This is a genomic window from Gluconobacter cerevisiae (assembly GCF_015244675.1).
Classification (GTDB): domain Bacteria; phylum Pseudomonadota; class Alphaproteobacteria; order Acetobacterales; family Acetobacteraceae; genus Gluconobacter; species Gluconobacter cerevisiae.
In genome coordinates, this window is record NZ_JABCQO010000001.1 from 268,832 (window position 1) to 282,637 (window position 13,806).

11 protein-coding genes are annotated in these 13,806 nt (G+C 58.7%); 2 read left to right on the plus strand and 9 right to left on the minus strand.

Features of this window, described 5'->3' with window-relative positions; all coding sequences use genetic code 11:
* Positions 1–46 precede the first annotated feature (46 nt).
* Genes HKD21_RS01135 through HKD21_RS01150 form a run of 4 tightly spaced genes read right to left on the minus strand, consistent with a single transcriptional unit; the run spans position 47 to position 6,267 of the window.
* Positions 47–394: a hypothetical protein gene (locus HKD21_RS01135; protein WP_194253832.1), complete on the minus strand. Its 348-nt coding sequence runs from the start codon at positions 392–394 to the stop codon at positions 47–49.
* 12 nt (positions 395–406) lie between these two features.
* Entirely contained in the window at positions 407–1,873 is a 1,467-nt protein-coding gene (locus tag HKD21_RS01140) for an efflux transporter outer membrane subunit (RefSeq protein ID WP_194253833.1), read from the minus strand.
* Positions 1,870–5,046 (minus strand): efflux RND transporter permease subunit, encoded by a 3,177-nt coding sequence (locus tag HKD21_RS01145; RefSeq protein WP_288144817.1) that lies wholly within the window; start codon positions 5,044–5,046, stop codon positions 1,870–1,872. The genes HKD21_RS01140 and HKD21_RS01145 overlap by 4 nt, the downstream gene beginning before the upstream one ends.
* 6 nt (positions 5,047–5,052) lie before the next feature.
* A complete protein-coding gene (locus tag HKD21_RS01150; protein ID WP_194253834.1) occupies positions 5,053–6,267 on the minus strand; it encodes an efflux RND transporter periplasmic adaptor subunit in 1,215 nt (404 codons plus the stop codon).
* Between the two features lie 114 nt (positions 6,268–6,381).
* On the opposite strand from HKD21_RS01150, the gene HKD21_RS01155 reads away from it, so the two are divergent.
* Positions 6,382–7,062 carry a TetR/AcrR family transcriptional regulator gene (locus HKD21_RS01155; protein WP_228120706.1) on the plus strand — a complete coding sequence of 227 codons (681 nt, stop codon included), beginning with the start codon at positions 6,382–6,384 and terminating at the stop codon, positions 7,060–7,062.
* Here the strand turns inward: HKD21_RS01155 and HKD21_RS01160 are convergent.
* The 5 genes from HKD21_RS01160 to HKD21_RS01180 are packed head-to-tail and all read right to left on the minus strand — an operon-like array spanning position 7,059 to position 12,398.
* Entirely contained in the window at positions 7,059–9,608 is a 2,550-nt protein-coding gene (locus HKD21_RS01160; RefSeq protein ID WP_194253836.1) for a tetratricopeptide repeat protein, read from the minus strand. The genes HKD21_RS01155 and HKD21_RS01160 overlap by 4 nt on opposite strands.
* Complete coding sequence (locus HKD21_RS01165; RefSeq protein WP_194253837.1) at positions 9,605–10,315, minus strand: MotE family protein; 711 nt, start codon at positions 10,313–10,315, stop codon at positions 9,605–9,607. Before HKD21_RS01165 ends, HKD21_RS01160 begins: the two co-directional genes overlap by 4 nt.
* Before the next feature lie 6 nt (positions 10,316–10,321).
* Complete coding sequence (locus tag HKD21_RS01170; RefSeq protein ID WP_194253838.1) at positions 10,322–10,810, minus strand: DUF6468 domain-containing protein; 489 nt, start codon at positions 10,808–10,810, stop codon at positions 10,322–10,324.
* A gap of 14 nt (positions 10,811–10,824) precedes the next feature.
* The gene (gene fliM, locus HKD21_RS01175) at positions 10,825–11,928 is read right to left on the minus strand and encodes a flagellar motor switch protein FliM (protein WP_322782883.1); all 1,104 of its coding nucleotides are present in this window, start codon (positions 11,926–11,928) and stop codon (positions 10,825–10,827) included.
* The gene (locus HKD21_RS01180) at positions 11,925–12,398 is read right to left on the minus strand and encodes a flagellar basal body-associated FliL family protein (RefSeq protein WP_194253839.1); all 474 of its coding nucleotides are present in this window, start codon (positions 12,396–12,398) and stop codon (positions 11,925–11,927) included. The genes fliM and HKD21_RS01180 overlap by 4 nt, the downstream gene beginning before the upstream one ends.
* Before the next feature lie 63 nt (positions 12,399–12,461).
* Between HKD21_RS01180 and HKD21_RS01185 the strand changes: the two genes are divergently transcribed.
* Positions 12,462–13,685: a lytic transglycosylase domain-containing protein gene (locus HKD21_RS01185; protein WP_194253840.1), complete on the plus strand. Its 1,224-nt coding sequence runs from the start codon at positions 12,462–12,464 to the stop codon at positions 13,683–13,685.
* The last annotated feature ends 121 nt before the right edge of the window (positions 13,686–13,806 follow it).

Consider the following 13,806-nt stretch of genomic DNA (forward strand, 5'->3'; position numbering starts at 1 on the left):
AAAAAACCGCCCTGAATGTTCAGAGCGGTTTTTATCAAGAGAGCATTCAGTCGACCGGTTCATCCTCCGGCAGAGGCTGGATCTGACGCAGCTTGCCGTAACGATCATAGTAAAAAACCGATGTTCCCCGCCGTTCGGCATAGCCGTCCGGCTGACCATCCTTCGTCTGGAACAGCAGCCGGAAAGCATCCGGCTGCTCGATCACCTTGTCCCCGGGCGGGCGATACCGATAGCGGCTGAAATCGGCATGGCTCTTGGGCAGCGACGAGTTGTGATACAGGTCGTGCATGTTTGGCTTCTTGGGGCCATCATCCGCATCCTGCGCCACGGCCGTACCAAGAGCCGCGCCTGAAACAGCAAGAACGGCCAGTACTGGAACAATCAACCTGCGCATGATGCTCTCCGGTCAGTGCGTTTGTGCGGGCACCTTAGGCGAAACCGTCTTCTGGCTCCACCCACCACCGAGCGCGCGATACAATGTCACAATATTCTGGAACCGCGCGGCCTTGACCATGATGTCGTTCTGCTGGGCCTGATAGAGGGTGCGCTGCTGCGTCAGGGTCGTCAGATAGCTGTCGATGCCCGCCTTATAGCGCATGTTGGCCAGATCGAACGCCTGCTGCGACTGCGCCACCAGCTCGTCCATGTGTCGCTGCTGGGTCGTGTAGGTTTCCCGTGCCGTCAACGCATCCGAAACTTCACGGAACGCCGACTGTACGGTCTTTTCATACTGTGCCGCATTCTGACGGGACTGCGCCTTGGCCATCATCAGGTTCCCTTCGCTCTGCCCCCATGTCAGCAGCGGAACGCTGATGGACGGGGAGATGCTCCAGGTTTCAGCACCCGGTGTGAACAGCTTGCGGAACTGAAGCGAACTGGTGCCCTCCGAAGCCGTCAGCGTAAAGCGGGGGAAGAACGCCGCGCGCGCTGCACCCACATTTGCATTGGCCCCCAGCAGAGTATGCTCTGCCGCACGGACGTCCGGCCGCTGCTCCAGCAGATCCGAAGGAAGGCCCTCCGGCAGATCCGTGATCATGGTCTGCGACCCGAAAGGAGCCGGTTCCGGCAAAGTCGACGGCAACGGCGAGCCGACGAGAAGCTGAAGCGCATGCTCGTCATCCGCCAGAGCACGCATATATTGCGCCTCATTGGCGGAGGCCTGCTCGACCTGCGTCTTGACCTGCGCCAGTGTCAGCGCATCCGTTTCGCCATTGTCATAGGAAAGCTGTGTCAGACGCAGTGTATCGCGTTCTGACGTCAACGTGGCACGCGTCACCCTAAGCTGCTCGCGATCAGCCAGCCACTGGATGTACGTCGTCCCGATCTGCGAGACCGTCGTGATGAGAACGTTCCGCGCGTTCTCGACGTTGTTCAGCACCGTTTCCTTCTGCTGACGCGTCAGGTTGCGGATGCGACCCCAGAGATCGATTTCGTAAGACGAGAACCCGATCGACGTCTGATACAGACGCAGGGTCGAGATATGCTCGCCAACGCCAGGCGCAAACGAGAAACCTGCCGTGTCGGATGGCGCCATGAACATCCCCTGCCCGCCGGCCGAGATGATCGGGAACAGCGACGCATTCTGGATCTCATACTGACCGCGCGCCACGCCCACAGCATCAAGCTGCGCCGCGATGTCACGGTTGTTTTTCAAGGCCAGTGTTACGAGCGCTTTCAACCGCGGATCAGTGAAGAAATCCTCCCACCCGAGGTTGGATGCAGCCTGAACTGCGTGCGTGTTCTTGGATGCCGTATCTGCGGGATAGCTGTTCTGGATGGCCTGCGTGGGCCGGTGGTAAACCGGCGCCATGTTACAGGCTGAGAGCATCAGCATTCCGGCAAATCCGGAAGTCAGTCCGAGACGGGCCTTCATGCGCCGTGCTCCCCTTCGACGACGGGTGCCGCCTTGTTGTCCAGATGGGCATACGGGTCCTTGCGGTCCTTGATCCGGCTGACCCGGAACAGACGCAGCACCACCACGAAGAAGACCGGTACGAAATAGACCGCCAGCAGTGTTGCCGACAGCATACCGCCCACGACACACGTGCCGATCGCCACACGCGCCGCAGACCCGGCGCCGGTTGCGATCGCCAGCGGAAACACGCCGCAGACGAAGGCGATGGACGTCATGAGGATCGGACGCAGACGCTCACGCCCGGCTTCCAGAACCGAGTCTTCCAGAGATTCGCCGTTTTCGAAGAAGGCCTTGGCGAATTCTACGATCAGGATCGCGTTCTTCACCGACAGACCAACCGTCGTAAGCAGTCCAACCTGGAAATAGACATCGTTGGCCAGCCCACGCCCCAGCGTCGATGCGATGGCACCCAGCACACCGAGCGGAAGCACGAGCAGCACCGCAAACGGAATCGCCCAGCTCTCATAAAGCGCCGCCAGACAGAACATGATGACCACGACGGCCAGAGCATAAAGCGGTCCGGTCGATCCACCCGACGCAAGCTGCTCGAACGACAGACCCGTCCACTCATAACCAATGCCGCGCGGCAGCTTGGCCAGAAGCTTCTCCATTTCCGTCATGGCCTGACCCGAACTTGCGCCCACGGCCGGCTGGCCTTGGATTTCGTAGGAGTTCAGACCGTTATAGTCCTCGACCTTCTGCGGCCCGTTAACCCAGTGCCCGGAGGCGAAGGCATTGAACGGCACCATCGTCCCCATCGCATTGCGGACATACCAGCGGTTCAGATCCTCCGGCGTCATGCGCGCCCAGTCTTCACCCTGGATATAGACCTGCTTGACACGATCATTGCGCATGAACTGGTTGACGTAGATGGAGCCCAGCGCCCCTTCGATCGTCGTGTTGATATCCGCATTCGTCAGACCGAAAGCATTGGCGCGTTCACGATCAATATCGAGCTTGAACTGCGGCGCGTCGTCCATACCCAAGGGACGAACAGCCATCAGAAGCGGGTTCTTTGCTGCTTCACTCAGGATCTGGTTTCGCGCGGCCAGCAGGGCTTCATGGCCCAGATGCCCGGTATCTTCCAGTTCAAGATCGAAGCCGGTCGCATTGCCCAGTTCCATCACGGCAGGCGGATTGACGGCAAAGATCTGCGCTTCCGGGTCCATCCAGAAATGCATCATGATCTCGCGCGACACGGTCATGGTCGTGTGCGCAGAGCCCGGACGCTTGTCCCAGGGTTTCATACGGATGAAGAATGCACCCGCACTCTGCCCCTGCCCCGCGAAGCTGAAGCCCGTCATGGTGAAGACGGATTCAACATACGGACCGTAGGTTTTGAGAACGTAGTCGGTGATCTTGCGGTTGACGGCCGCCGTCTGCGCTTCGGTCGCCCCGTTGCGCATCGTGACCTGTCCGAAGATGATCCCCTGATCCTCGTCGGGCAGGAACCCGCCCGGCACGCGCATGAACAGGAACCCGACAAGCGCGGTCAGCAGGGCGAACCCGATCATGCTGACGACCGGCACACGGATCAGCCACTTCACGCCACCGATATAGCCGTTCGTCATGCGATCGAACGTCCGGTTGAACCAGGCCGCGGGCCCACGATCATGCCCCTTGTGCGTCGGCTTGAGCATGGATGCACAGAGGGCCGGAGTCATAACCATCGCCACCAGGACCGACAGCCACATGGCCGCGACGATCGTGATGGAGAACTGGCGATAGATCACACCCGTCGAGCCGCCAAAGGCCGCCATCGGCAGGAACACCGCCGTCAGCACCAGCACGATGCCCACAAGCGCGCCCGAAATCTCGTCCATGGAGACGCGGGCCGCTTCCTTGGGAGACAGCCCCTTGTCCGTCATCACACGTTCGACGTTCTCGACCACCACGATCGCGTCATCGACCAGCAGACCAACGGCCAGCACCATGGCCAGCATGGTCAGCGTGTTGATGCTGTAGCCCATGATGGACATCAGCCCGAACGTTCCCAGCAGCACCACCGGCACCGCAATCGTCGGGATCAGCGTCGCCCGGAAGTTCTGGAGGAAGATCAGCATGACGATGAACACGAGGACAATCGCCTCGATCAGCGTCTCAACCACTTCATGGATGGAAAGCGTAATGAACGGCTCGGTATCCAGCGGATACACGAGCTTCAGACCCTGCGGAAAATAGCGGCTCAGTTCGTTCAGACGCGAACGGACGGCAGCCTCGGTCCTGAGCTGGTTTGCGCCCGGCGCCAGTTTGAGCGCCATCGCAGCCGCAGGATGGTTGTTGTAAGACGAGCCCAGCGCATAGCTCTGCGCCCCAAGCTCAACCCGCGCCACATCCTTCAGACGCACCTGACTGCCATCCTGCTGTACCTTGAGCAGAATTTCCTTGAACTGGTCAGGCGTACTCAGACGTGTCGGACCGATGATCGTGGCATCAAACCCGATGCCCTTTTTGGCTGGCAGACCGCCAAGCTCACCCGACGAAACCTGAATGTTCTGCGCCTGAATGGCGGATTGGACATCCCCGACCGTCAGACCGAAATTATACAGCTTGGACGGGTCGAGCCAGACGCGCATCGCGTATTCGGAACCGAACAGCGTATGATCGCCCACACCCGAAACACGGGACAGCGGGTCGGAAATATTGGACGCAACATAGTCCGAGATGTCCTGACCGGACATGCTGCCGTCTTCGGAAATGAAGGCCACGACCATCATGAAGTTCTTGGTAGCCTTCGTGATGCTCAGACCCTGCGCCGTCACTTCCGCCGGCAGACGCGGCTGGGCCAACTGAAGCTTGTTCTGGACCTGAACCTGCGCGATGTCAGGATTCGTGCCCTGCTCGAACGTCAGGTCGATCTCCATCTGTCCGCTCGCATACGACGAGGCCGACAGGTATTCAAGATGGTCCAGACCATACATCTGCTGAAGGATCGGACGAACAACCGTGTTGTTCACCGTCTCGGCCGATGCGCCCGGATACATGACGGAAATGGCGATCTGCGGTGGTGCGATATTTGGATACTGCGCGATCGGCATGCGCATGATCGCCACGGCACCGACGAGCATGATGATCAGACCGATCACCCACGCAAAGATGGGTCGGTCAATGAAAAAGCGGGACAATGACATGCGGGGTTACTCCGCCTTTCCGGCAGGAGCTGCGGGAGGCGCTTCATGAGGGGTCACCTTCGCCCCCGGCTGCACTTTCTGCAGGCCGCTCACGATTACCTTCTCGCCTTCCTTCAGCCCATCCGAAACCAGCCAGGACTCGCCGACCGTTCGCAGAACCTGAATGGAACGCTGACTGACCTTGTTTTCGCCGTCCACGACCATGACAAAGGGATTGCCCTTGGCATCCCGCGCAACTGCAACCTGCGGCACCAGCAGACCGTGCGGATCAATGCCTTCCTCAATATGAGCATTCACAAACATGCCCGGCAGCAGCAGATGATCGGGGTTCGGGAAGACGGCCCGCATGACGAGCGTTCCAGTCGCCGGGTCCACCGTGACTTCGGAAAGCTGGAGCTTGCCGCGCATCGGATATTCGGAGTTGTCTTCCAGCTTCAGGCCAACCGCTGCCGCATCCGTACCGTTCCGTTCAAGCTGCCCATCCGCCAGCTCACGCTTCAGACGCAGCATGTCGGTGGCTGCCAGATTGACGTCTACGTAAATCGGGTCCAGCCGCGTCACAACCGCAACCGGCTGGGTCTGCCCTGCCGTCAGAAGCGCACCGGCTGTATAGAGCGTACGGCCAATGCGACCGCTGATGGGCGCACGAACATGGGTGTAATTCAGATTGACGGCTGCCGCTTCCAGCGCGGCCTTCGCCTGCGCTACCTGTGCCTCAGCCTCACGCGCCGTTGCCAGCGTATTGTCAAAATCCTGCGAACTCACAGCATGAGCCGCCACCAGCGGACGATACCGCTTGAGCTGCCCGTTCGCCCGTGCTGCCACAGCCTGTGCGTTCAGAAGCTGTGCTTTCGCCTGATCGTAAGCGGCCTGATACGGCGCAATATAGATCTGGAAAAGCTGTTGCCCAGCCTTGACGTCCGCACCCTGCTCGAAATCACGCGAGACAATCACACCATTCACCTGCGGGCGGATCTGCGCCTGTTCATAGGCATCCGTCCGCCCCGGCAGGGACGTCTCAAGCGTGACTGGCTGCGTCTTCAGTGTGACCACATCAACAGGCTGCGGCGGCATCTGGGGAGAGGGTGTTTTCTTCTGGCATCCTGCCACCAGCAACGGGAGGGCCAGAAGTGGCACCAGAAAACTGCCCCTCCCACCCCACGAACCGACCGGAGACAGGGCGGCAGAACAATTCAAAGAGATTTTCTGAAAAGAAGGCATGATACGGCCGCTATCCTGTGATACAGAAACCCGCTAGTTTCCCACGAGAACGGAAACTAGCGGGTTTCTTTGACAGACGTCAATTCGGTCTGCGAAATAATATCGGAGTTCATCTTGCCCAGTCAGTCGAGCAGCCAGTCCGAAGACCGGAAACAGTCCTGCTGTGGCCGCCCAGCACAGCTCGACGAAGCGGAAAGACGTAACCGGATTCTCGACGCAGCCAGCTCGGTCCTGATCACGCATGGTTATCATGCCGCGTCGATGGACAGCATCGCGTCCTGCTCGGGAATGTCCAAAAAGACTCTCTATCAGTTTTTCGACTCCAAACAGGTTCTGTTCGAGACGCTGATCCTCGAGCGGCTGTTCGCTCCTATAAACTACACGCCGGTGCCCACGGACTCCATGGAAAAACAGCTTCTGGGCCTGATGACCAGTATTGCTGCCTGCATGTTCTGTGATGAACGTCTGAGCCTTCTGCGCTCCGTCATTACAGAAACGAGCCGCAATCCCGCAGTGCGGCAACTCGTCGCAGATTTGTTCCAGCTTTCGGGGCGTGTTCTGCCAATCCAGCACTGGATGACCATTCAGTCCGCAGCGGGCAAGTTGGATATTCCCGACATTACAGAAGCCTCGGACCTCCTTTTCGGCATGACCCTCGGCGGCCCCACGCTGGGACGCCTCACACACTGCAAACCAAGCCGTTCAAAAGAAAAACTCGAGGAATTCATGGCTTACGGCATCAGGGTTTTCCTCGAAGGACATCGTCCCGTCAGCCCTCCTCCAAATGGGCATTAACCACCCGCCGAGACGGGTGGCGTCGCGGCGACATCCTTGCTCCCCGTCAACAGACTGAAAACACCTTCAGAAGCTGTCCCTTTCATCGACGAGCCAAACCGGGTCTGCAGATTTCTGAGCGTCTGCTGATCCTGCGCCCTTGATGCATCTCCACCAATCCGAAGAATGAGAGCCTGCTGGTCCGGAGAGAGTGGCACCTTGGCCGCCTCTCCATTCCCTGGCAAAGCATCCAGCATTGGCGTCAGCGCCTCTATCGCCCGCGACCATTCCCCGGCTTTTTCAGCAATCTGGGCCCGCAGTGTCCAGGCCCGCGGATCCCGGATGGTCGCAAGCTCTCCCGCCGCCTCGTCCGCACGATGATCGGCAAGTGCAATCTGCGCACGCAGAAGCGCGACTTCCACGGACTGACTGCTGCTCCCTCCCGGCAGGGCCAGTGCGGCATCAGGGGAGCCTTCAGCGAATGCCGAAAGATCCTGCTTCGCCGCCTTGGTATCTCCCATATCGAGTTCCAGCTTTGCCAGCCGGATCCGAACAGCCATGCCCTGCGCCCCACTCTGGATGTCCGCAAGCTTTCGCAGCGCGTCCCGTTCCTGATCCGGCAGCCCCATAGCCTCATAACGACGCGCCAAACCATCGAGAATATCCCGCTGTAACGGTGCATCTTCCGACGCTACGGTCAGCGCATCCTTCAGAAACGCGACTTCATCCATATTCTGCCTCCCACCTGAAGAGGGAGCCTGGGCCATCCGCCGGATAATATCCGTCTTCTGCGATTCCACTTTGGCTATATCGTCAGGATAAAGCCGATCCCATTCCTGAATCGCTGACGCAGCCCTTGCAAGATTGCCCCCGTTCATCAGCGCCTCAATCTGCAAAAGTCGGGCATCCTTTTCCCGACCCGCAATCCGCAGCGCCGGCAGGATGCCATCAACCTGATCGGCAACAGCCTGCGGTGACAGAGTTTTCTTATCCAACGCCTGCCGAAGAAGCGCTTCCCTCGCCACCGGCCAAACCAGCGGCGACGTTTCATGCGACAGTGCTTTCAGCTTCCCCTCTGCGTCCGGCGCATTCCGACGCGCCGCCAGAAGTGCTTTCGCCAGGGTCACTTGTGGCCCCTCTGGCAACTGCTCAAGGATTTTCGTCGCGTTTTCATTACCATAACGCGCAACCCATTGAGTTGCAGACGGCAGGAGACGGTCTCGCAGAGGAGCCGCATATGCCTGAAGAACAGGCAGGCCCGTCGCAATCAAGTCAGCCGTATGAGCAGGATCGCTTTCCGCCGCCCCTGCCGCAAGCTGCCCAGCCCGGCTGGCAAAGGGCATGGCCATCCGCATCATCCCACGCCAGAGCTGATCTTCAGGCGTACTTCCCCCATCTTCGGCCAGATAAAAAGCAACTGCGCGCTGGTTAAGCACCGCCGAGATCTGTTGCAGTCGGCGCGTTTCAGGTTTTTCCGCCCCTTCTGGCCAGTCCTGCAACGCCACCTGCATAACTTCCCCCAGCAGCGGCCCATTCCCTGCACGAGCCGCTGCCTGCGCAACCCGCATACGCGCCTCAAACCGATCGGCAGATGGAGCCAGAGCTGCGGCATTCACACTTCGTCTCAGGGCCTCGCGCAGTTCTTCTGGCGTCCCTGCCCCCAAACTGACACCACTTAGAGACGAGCCGTAGGGCTGAAGCCGGTTGGACGCCATCAAGGGAAAACTGCCCGGACCCATCGTATCCAGCACCAGTTTTCCTGCCGTCTGGCGCAGTTCGATGTCATCAGAATCAGCAGCAACCACCACACCTATCAGGCTGCTCCGAACCGCAAACCCACTTCCCTGACGGCGCATGGGCTGTTCGATACGCCCTGATCGCGTCATTCCCAGCAGAAGCCTCCGCCCCGAGGCCGGGTCATCCAATGCCACGACCTGAGGCACCCCGTCCTGAACAGGCGAGGTGAACGTCAATGCGTTTCCGTCCTGCCCCAGAAGCATATCGGCCTGAGGCTTCACATCAGGAGCAATCGAAACCGTCCAACCGGCCCCAACCGGCCGCAGAACCGGATCGCGATCATCAGACACTCCAATGGTGATAACCGTTACATCAGGGAGAAGTCTGCTGGAGACTGATGTGAAAGGCCCAACACCAGATAGGCCTGCCGTATCAAGAACATGTCGTCCGGCCGCTACGAGGACGATATTCTGACCGTTCCGAAAAGCTACGACAGGCGTCAACTCCCCAAGCGGCAGCCAGAGCCCGGTTGCGTCGGGGGCCTGCATGGAGGCTGCGGGAGGCGCATTGACAATCTGAGGCCGAGTTTCGGACATCGGAGCGGAACCGGTCGAAATCCGTTTTTCCTGTACAGCTTTTTCCGGGTGGGGGAAAAGAGGTGCAGGATCGTTCAGAAACAACCATCCCGCCGGTAGCAGCTTGTCATCTGTTGCAGAACCGACATGGCCTTTCTCTGGTCCGGATTTTACACTGGTCGCTCTGATCGGCGCGGCAACAGATGCTCCAAGCGAAGAGAAGCCCAGAACTGCGGCCAGAATCACCTTTTTCATCCGTTACCGCCAATTCGGGCAGTGGGACGTGCATGGGAATTCGCAAGAAGCTGCGTCGCGAGAATGGCACGTTGAGGCGACATCGCTTCCATGATGGCTGAAGCCTTGCGTGGGTTCATTCTGTTGAGCAATGCCACGCCGACACGCAGGTCCAGAATATTGAAGATCGCGGCAGCATCCTCCGGCCGCATCGCCTGATAGATCTTAACGAGCCGGTCTGCGTCATCATTCCGCAACTGGTCCGTGTGCTGCTCGCTGCTCTCAAGGGCAGTCCGGGAATTTTCCAGCGCAGTCATGCGGCGCTGGAGTTCTTCTTCCGCAGCATCAACAAGACGCTGACGATCGTTCAGAGCTGCATCCCTACGATCCAGCTCTTTTTCGCGTGCGGCGAGTTGATCCGCGAGCGCGGGATCCGCAGGCTGGGCCAAAAAAGGCTGATTTGCGGGTGCTTCCCCCTTACATCCCCCTTTGGCACACAGATCATTGGCCTTCGCAATCGTTCCAGTCGGTGATGTCGTGACCTCAACAGGGTTAGGCGGCTGAACCTGTTGAGGGGCGACAGGTTGAGGTTGAGCCATGGCAGCAGTGGCCAGAGCAGACGACGTGCTATCCGTGTCGCCCATAAGATCGCCCGCAATCGCGTAAATCTTAACGCCGAGAAGAACTATCATCAGACCGCAGGCAAGATGCAGAATACGGAAAAACATGCCTGATTATCCCTGCTTCTGACGAAGCGCTCGCAGGAGTTCACGCTCCGCCGCACTTTTGCTGCCACTGGGCTTCATTGTTCGGACTTCATCCGGCTTCAGACGGAGGGCTGAACGGAAGGAAGATTCCTCAAATCGTTCCTCGGTCAGAGGGGATGCTTTCACTGCAACACGTCCCGCAGGCAGGAGCGATTCCAACTGCTGAGCGAGGGTCTCTGATCGGTCACACAGCATGGCCAGATCCCGCTTCAGACTTTTGCCGGATTCAACCGTCTTACCCAAAGCACGCCCTACGAGTTCCGTGGTCTGACGCAGATGATCAATGCCAGACTGAGCCTGTGCACTACTGGACTGAAGACTGGAAATCAGAGCATCGAGCTGCCCACGATCACGTCGCAGCACAGACAAAGCCCGCCCCAGATACAGGCTGTAAAAAATAGTCACCAGAAGCAGCACTGAAAGGGCAATCTCAATCCCAAGCTGAAATCCGTCCATAAAATATGCTCCGATCAGCTATAGGATGTGGCACGATCCGTGCCGGGTTTCTGGTTGAGGACTTCTTCAATTTTGACGGCGACCTGCCCCTGTTTTCGCCCAACACGCCCTTTAAAAAGAGCATGTTCACCGCAACGCAGAGTGACGAGGGTTTCGGGTTTTCGACGCAGAACGAGTTGATCTCCGGGAGAGAGATTCATGATGTCTCTCAAATTCACGGTCTGCTCTTCCAAAACGGCATCAAGAGTCAGATCAGTTTGCCAGAGTTCCTGCGCCAGATGGCTTTCCCACATTCCGTCATGGCCGAATTTCTCTCCCATGAACTGCTGAAGAAGAATATCCCGAACTGGCTCGAGCGTGGCGTGCGGCAACACAACATCCACGTCTCCTCCTCGACCTTCCATATCAATGCCGAACCGTGCTGTAATCACACCGTTTCCGGCACGACAGATCATCGCAAAACGTGAGTTCATTTCGAGCCGTTCGAAATGAAAATTGACAGCACAGAGCGGGCTGAAGCTGGTTTCCAGATCATCGAGAATAATCCTGACCATAGGCTCAACCAGAGCACGCTCAATAGCTGTATGATGCCGACCCGTTTGTCGGGGAGGCGTTGGGCTATCGCTGCGGACATGGCCCCCAAGAAGTGCATCGACGATGCTGTAGATCAACGAGGAACTCAGTACGAGAATGCCGTAATTGTCCCATTCTTCTGCCTTGAAGACCGCAAACATGGCCTGTCCAGGAACGTTTTCGAGATAATCTCCAAAACGTTGGGAGCCCAGCCGATCCATTGATGCTTCGACATTGTCGCTGGTGAAGTTGCGCAGGCTCGTAGTCAGTATCCGCGTAAAACGGTCAAAAACCACTTCGAGCATGGGCAGGCGCTCGGACGATACGCCCGATGTACTGACCACGCGTTCGATACCGCTACTGCTCGAAGGACCGCTGACTGCATTGTCCTTCCCAAAGAAGCTGTCAATTTCAGCCTGACTGAGAACCTGATCGTTACCCCCGTCGAAGGCTGCCATGCCGTTTCCGGCAAGCGGAAAGGCAGCGACAGGCATCTCGTCATGCTGATCAGCAAAAGTTGTATCGGACCGCTGGTCGTCGCTCACTGCACCAGCACCTCTACGAAAAAGAGATCCCTGACCCGAAGAGGCGCCACGATATTGGTGATCTGTGCCAGCATTGTTTCCCGCAAACGATAGATGCCGCTTCCGGAAAGTTCCGAGGGCTGCATCCCATGCAGACAGGTCTGAAAGGCATCCTGAATCTGCGGCATCAGAGCGGCGACATTTTCAGCATTTTTGCCATCCTCGACCTCAAGCCGTGCACCAATACGGACGTATCGCGTCCGGTCCGACCCGGCGTCGAGATTGGAGAGAATGGTCGGGATGGTGATGGTCGTCCATTTCACGGGCTGGGCCGCAGTCTTGGCGAGCGGGGTTGCCGCGTGATGAAAATGCTTCCATGCAAAGGCTCCACCGCCAGCCAGAAGCAGGCATGCCAGCACTGCAAGGATGATGATCTTGCGCTTACCCCCCTTCTTGACCGGGGTTTCGTTTTCCGGAGTCTCCGTCGTCACCGTTCGTCTGCCTTCTCTTTCGGACAGCGCTCATCATCTGCGTAAAAGATTAACAGTGGGTTTATGATGCTCAGGAAAAGGCGAGTCTTCCTTCAGACGGGAACCATAATTCTGAGCCTCGTGACCCTTGCGGGCTGCGCGTCCCAGCGTTCTCCTTACAACCGTTATTATTCTTCAAGCGGGGCCTACCGCGCACCGGGTCCGGCAGGAGACCCTTGGCGGCCCTACATCCTGCAAGCTGCCAGCCGCTTCTCGATTCCGCAGGACTGGATCCGCGCCGTCATCCATCAGGAATCGGGCGGCCACCAGTTTCTGGACGGGCGCCCGATCACCTCCCATTCCGGCGCGATGGGGCTGATGCAGCTCATGCCACAGACCTACGCCGACATGCGCTCGCGCTACGGCTTGAGATCGGACCCTTATGAGCCTCATGACAACATCATGGCAGGAACCGGCTATATCAGCATTCTCGCCCGAAAATACGGAGCTCCGGCCTTTCTGGCAGCCTACAATGCCGGTCCACAGCGACTTGAGGAGTACCTCTCCGAAGGACGCCAGCTTCCCAATGAAACCGTCAATTACGTTGCAAGCATCACACCCCATCTAGGTACGCAGATTGCCCTGACAGGCCCCTTGGCCGCCTATGCCAGCGCCGATCAGCTGAACGCATCCCAGTCTGGAGGCTCTTATGCCGGACTGCCAGCGGCACGGATCGTTCCTGTGCCCGTCATGACGGCGTCGCGCAGTGTTGGGCAAGTCTGGGCCAGCCGTCATGTCACGAGTGCTGCGGCCCAGACACCGATTACAGGACCGATTGCCGCGCCCAGTGCTGTACCCTGCAATCCGGACGACGCCTACGACCCGGACGTGCCCTGCGCGGTTCAACCCGTTGGCGAGTCACAGCTTCCCCCGCCTTCTGCAACAGCCACGTCCCGGCCTCTTCCAGCGCCTCCCACCATACCGACACCCCATATGCTCCCGGTTCAGCCTACGGAATCGACCACAGTGGTTGTCGGCTATCACCGACCGGGAAGCTATGGACCGTGGGCCATTCAGGTGGGAGCATTTGGCAGTATCGGGCAGGCGAAGTTTGCCGCCACAATGGCGCGTCAGGCCGCCTTTGCACCACTTCAGTCTGCCCGAATCGAAGTTCATCCGACGCCGAGTCATGGCACCACGGTCTGGCGCGCGCGCTTGACGGGAATCAGCCGCGTGGGAGCCGCCGAGGCCTGCTCAATTCTTTCCGGACAAGGAATGGCTTGTATGGCCGTTCCGCCTGGGCATTGAAAGCACAATCAGCAGCTCAGTTTCACCTGCGCCAGCAATCCGCGTTGGCAACCCGGCGACTTTCGCCTATGTTCCCATGCATGAGACACATAGCTGCCGCGCATGAAGCGTAGGCCCACCC

Coding starts and splice junctions, on each gene's coding strand:
- HKD21_RS01185 (WP_194253840.1), top strand. CDS start 12,462: ATGATGCTCAGGAAAAGGCGAGTCTTCCTTCAGACGGGAACCATAATT.
- HKD21_RS01160 (WP_194253836.1), bottom strand. CDS start 9,608: ATGAAAAAGGTGATTCTGGCCGCAGTTCTGGGCTTCTCTTCGCTTGGA.
- HKD21_RS01135 (WP_194253832.1), bottom strand. CDS start 394: ATGCGCAGGTTGATTGTTCCAGTACTGGCCGTTCTTGCTGTTTCAGGC.
- HKD21_RS01140 (WP_194253833.1), bottom strand. CDS start 1,873: ATGAAGGCCCGTCTCGGACTGACTTCCGGATTTGCCGGAATGCTGATG.
- HKD21_RS01150 (WP_194253834.1), bottom strand. CDS start 6,267: ATGCCTTCTTTTCAGAAAATCTCTTTGAATTGTTCTGCCGCCCTGTCT.
- HKD21_RS01145 (WP_288144817.1), bottom strand. CDS start 5,046: ATGTCATTGTCCCGCTTTTTCATTGACCGACCCATCTTTGCGTGGGTG.
- HKD21_RS01170 (WP_194253838.1), bottom strand. CDS start 10,810: ATGGACGGATTTCAGCTTGGGATTGAGATTGCCCTTTCAGTGCTGCTT.
- HKD21_RS01165 (WP_194253837.1), bottom strand. CDS start 10,315: ATGTTTTTCCGTATTCTGCATCTTGCCTGCGGTCTGATGATAGTTCTT.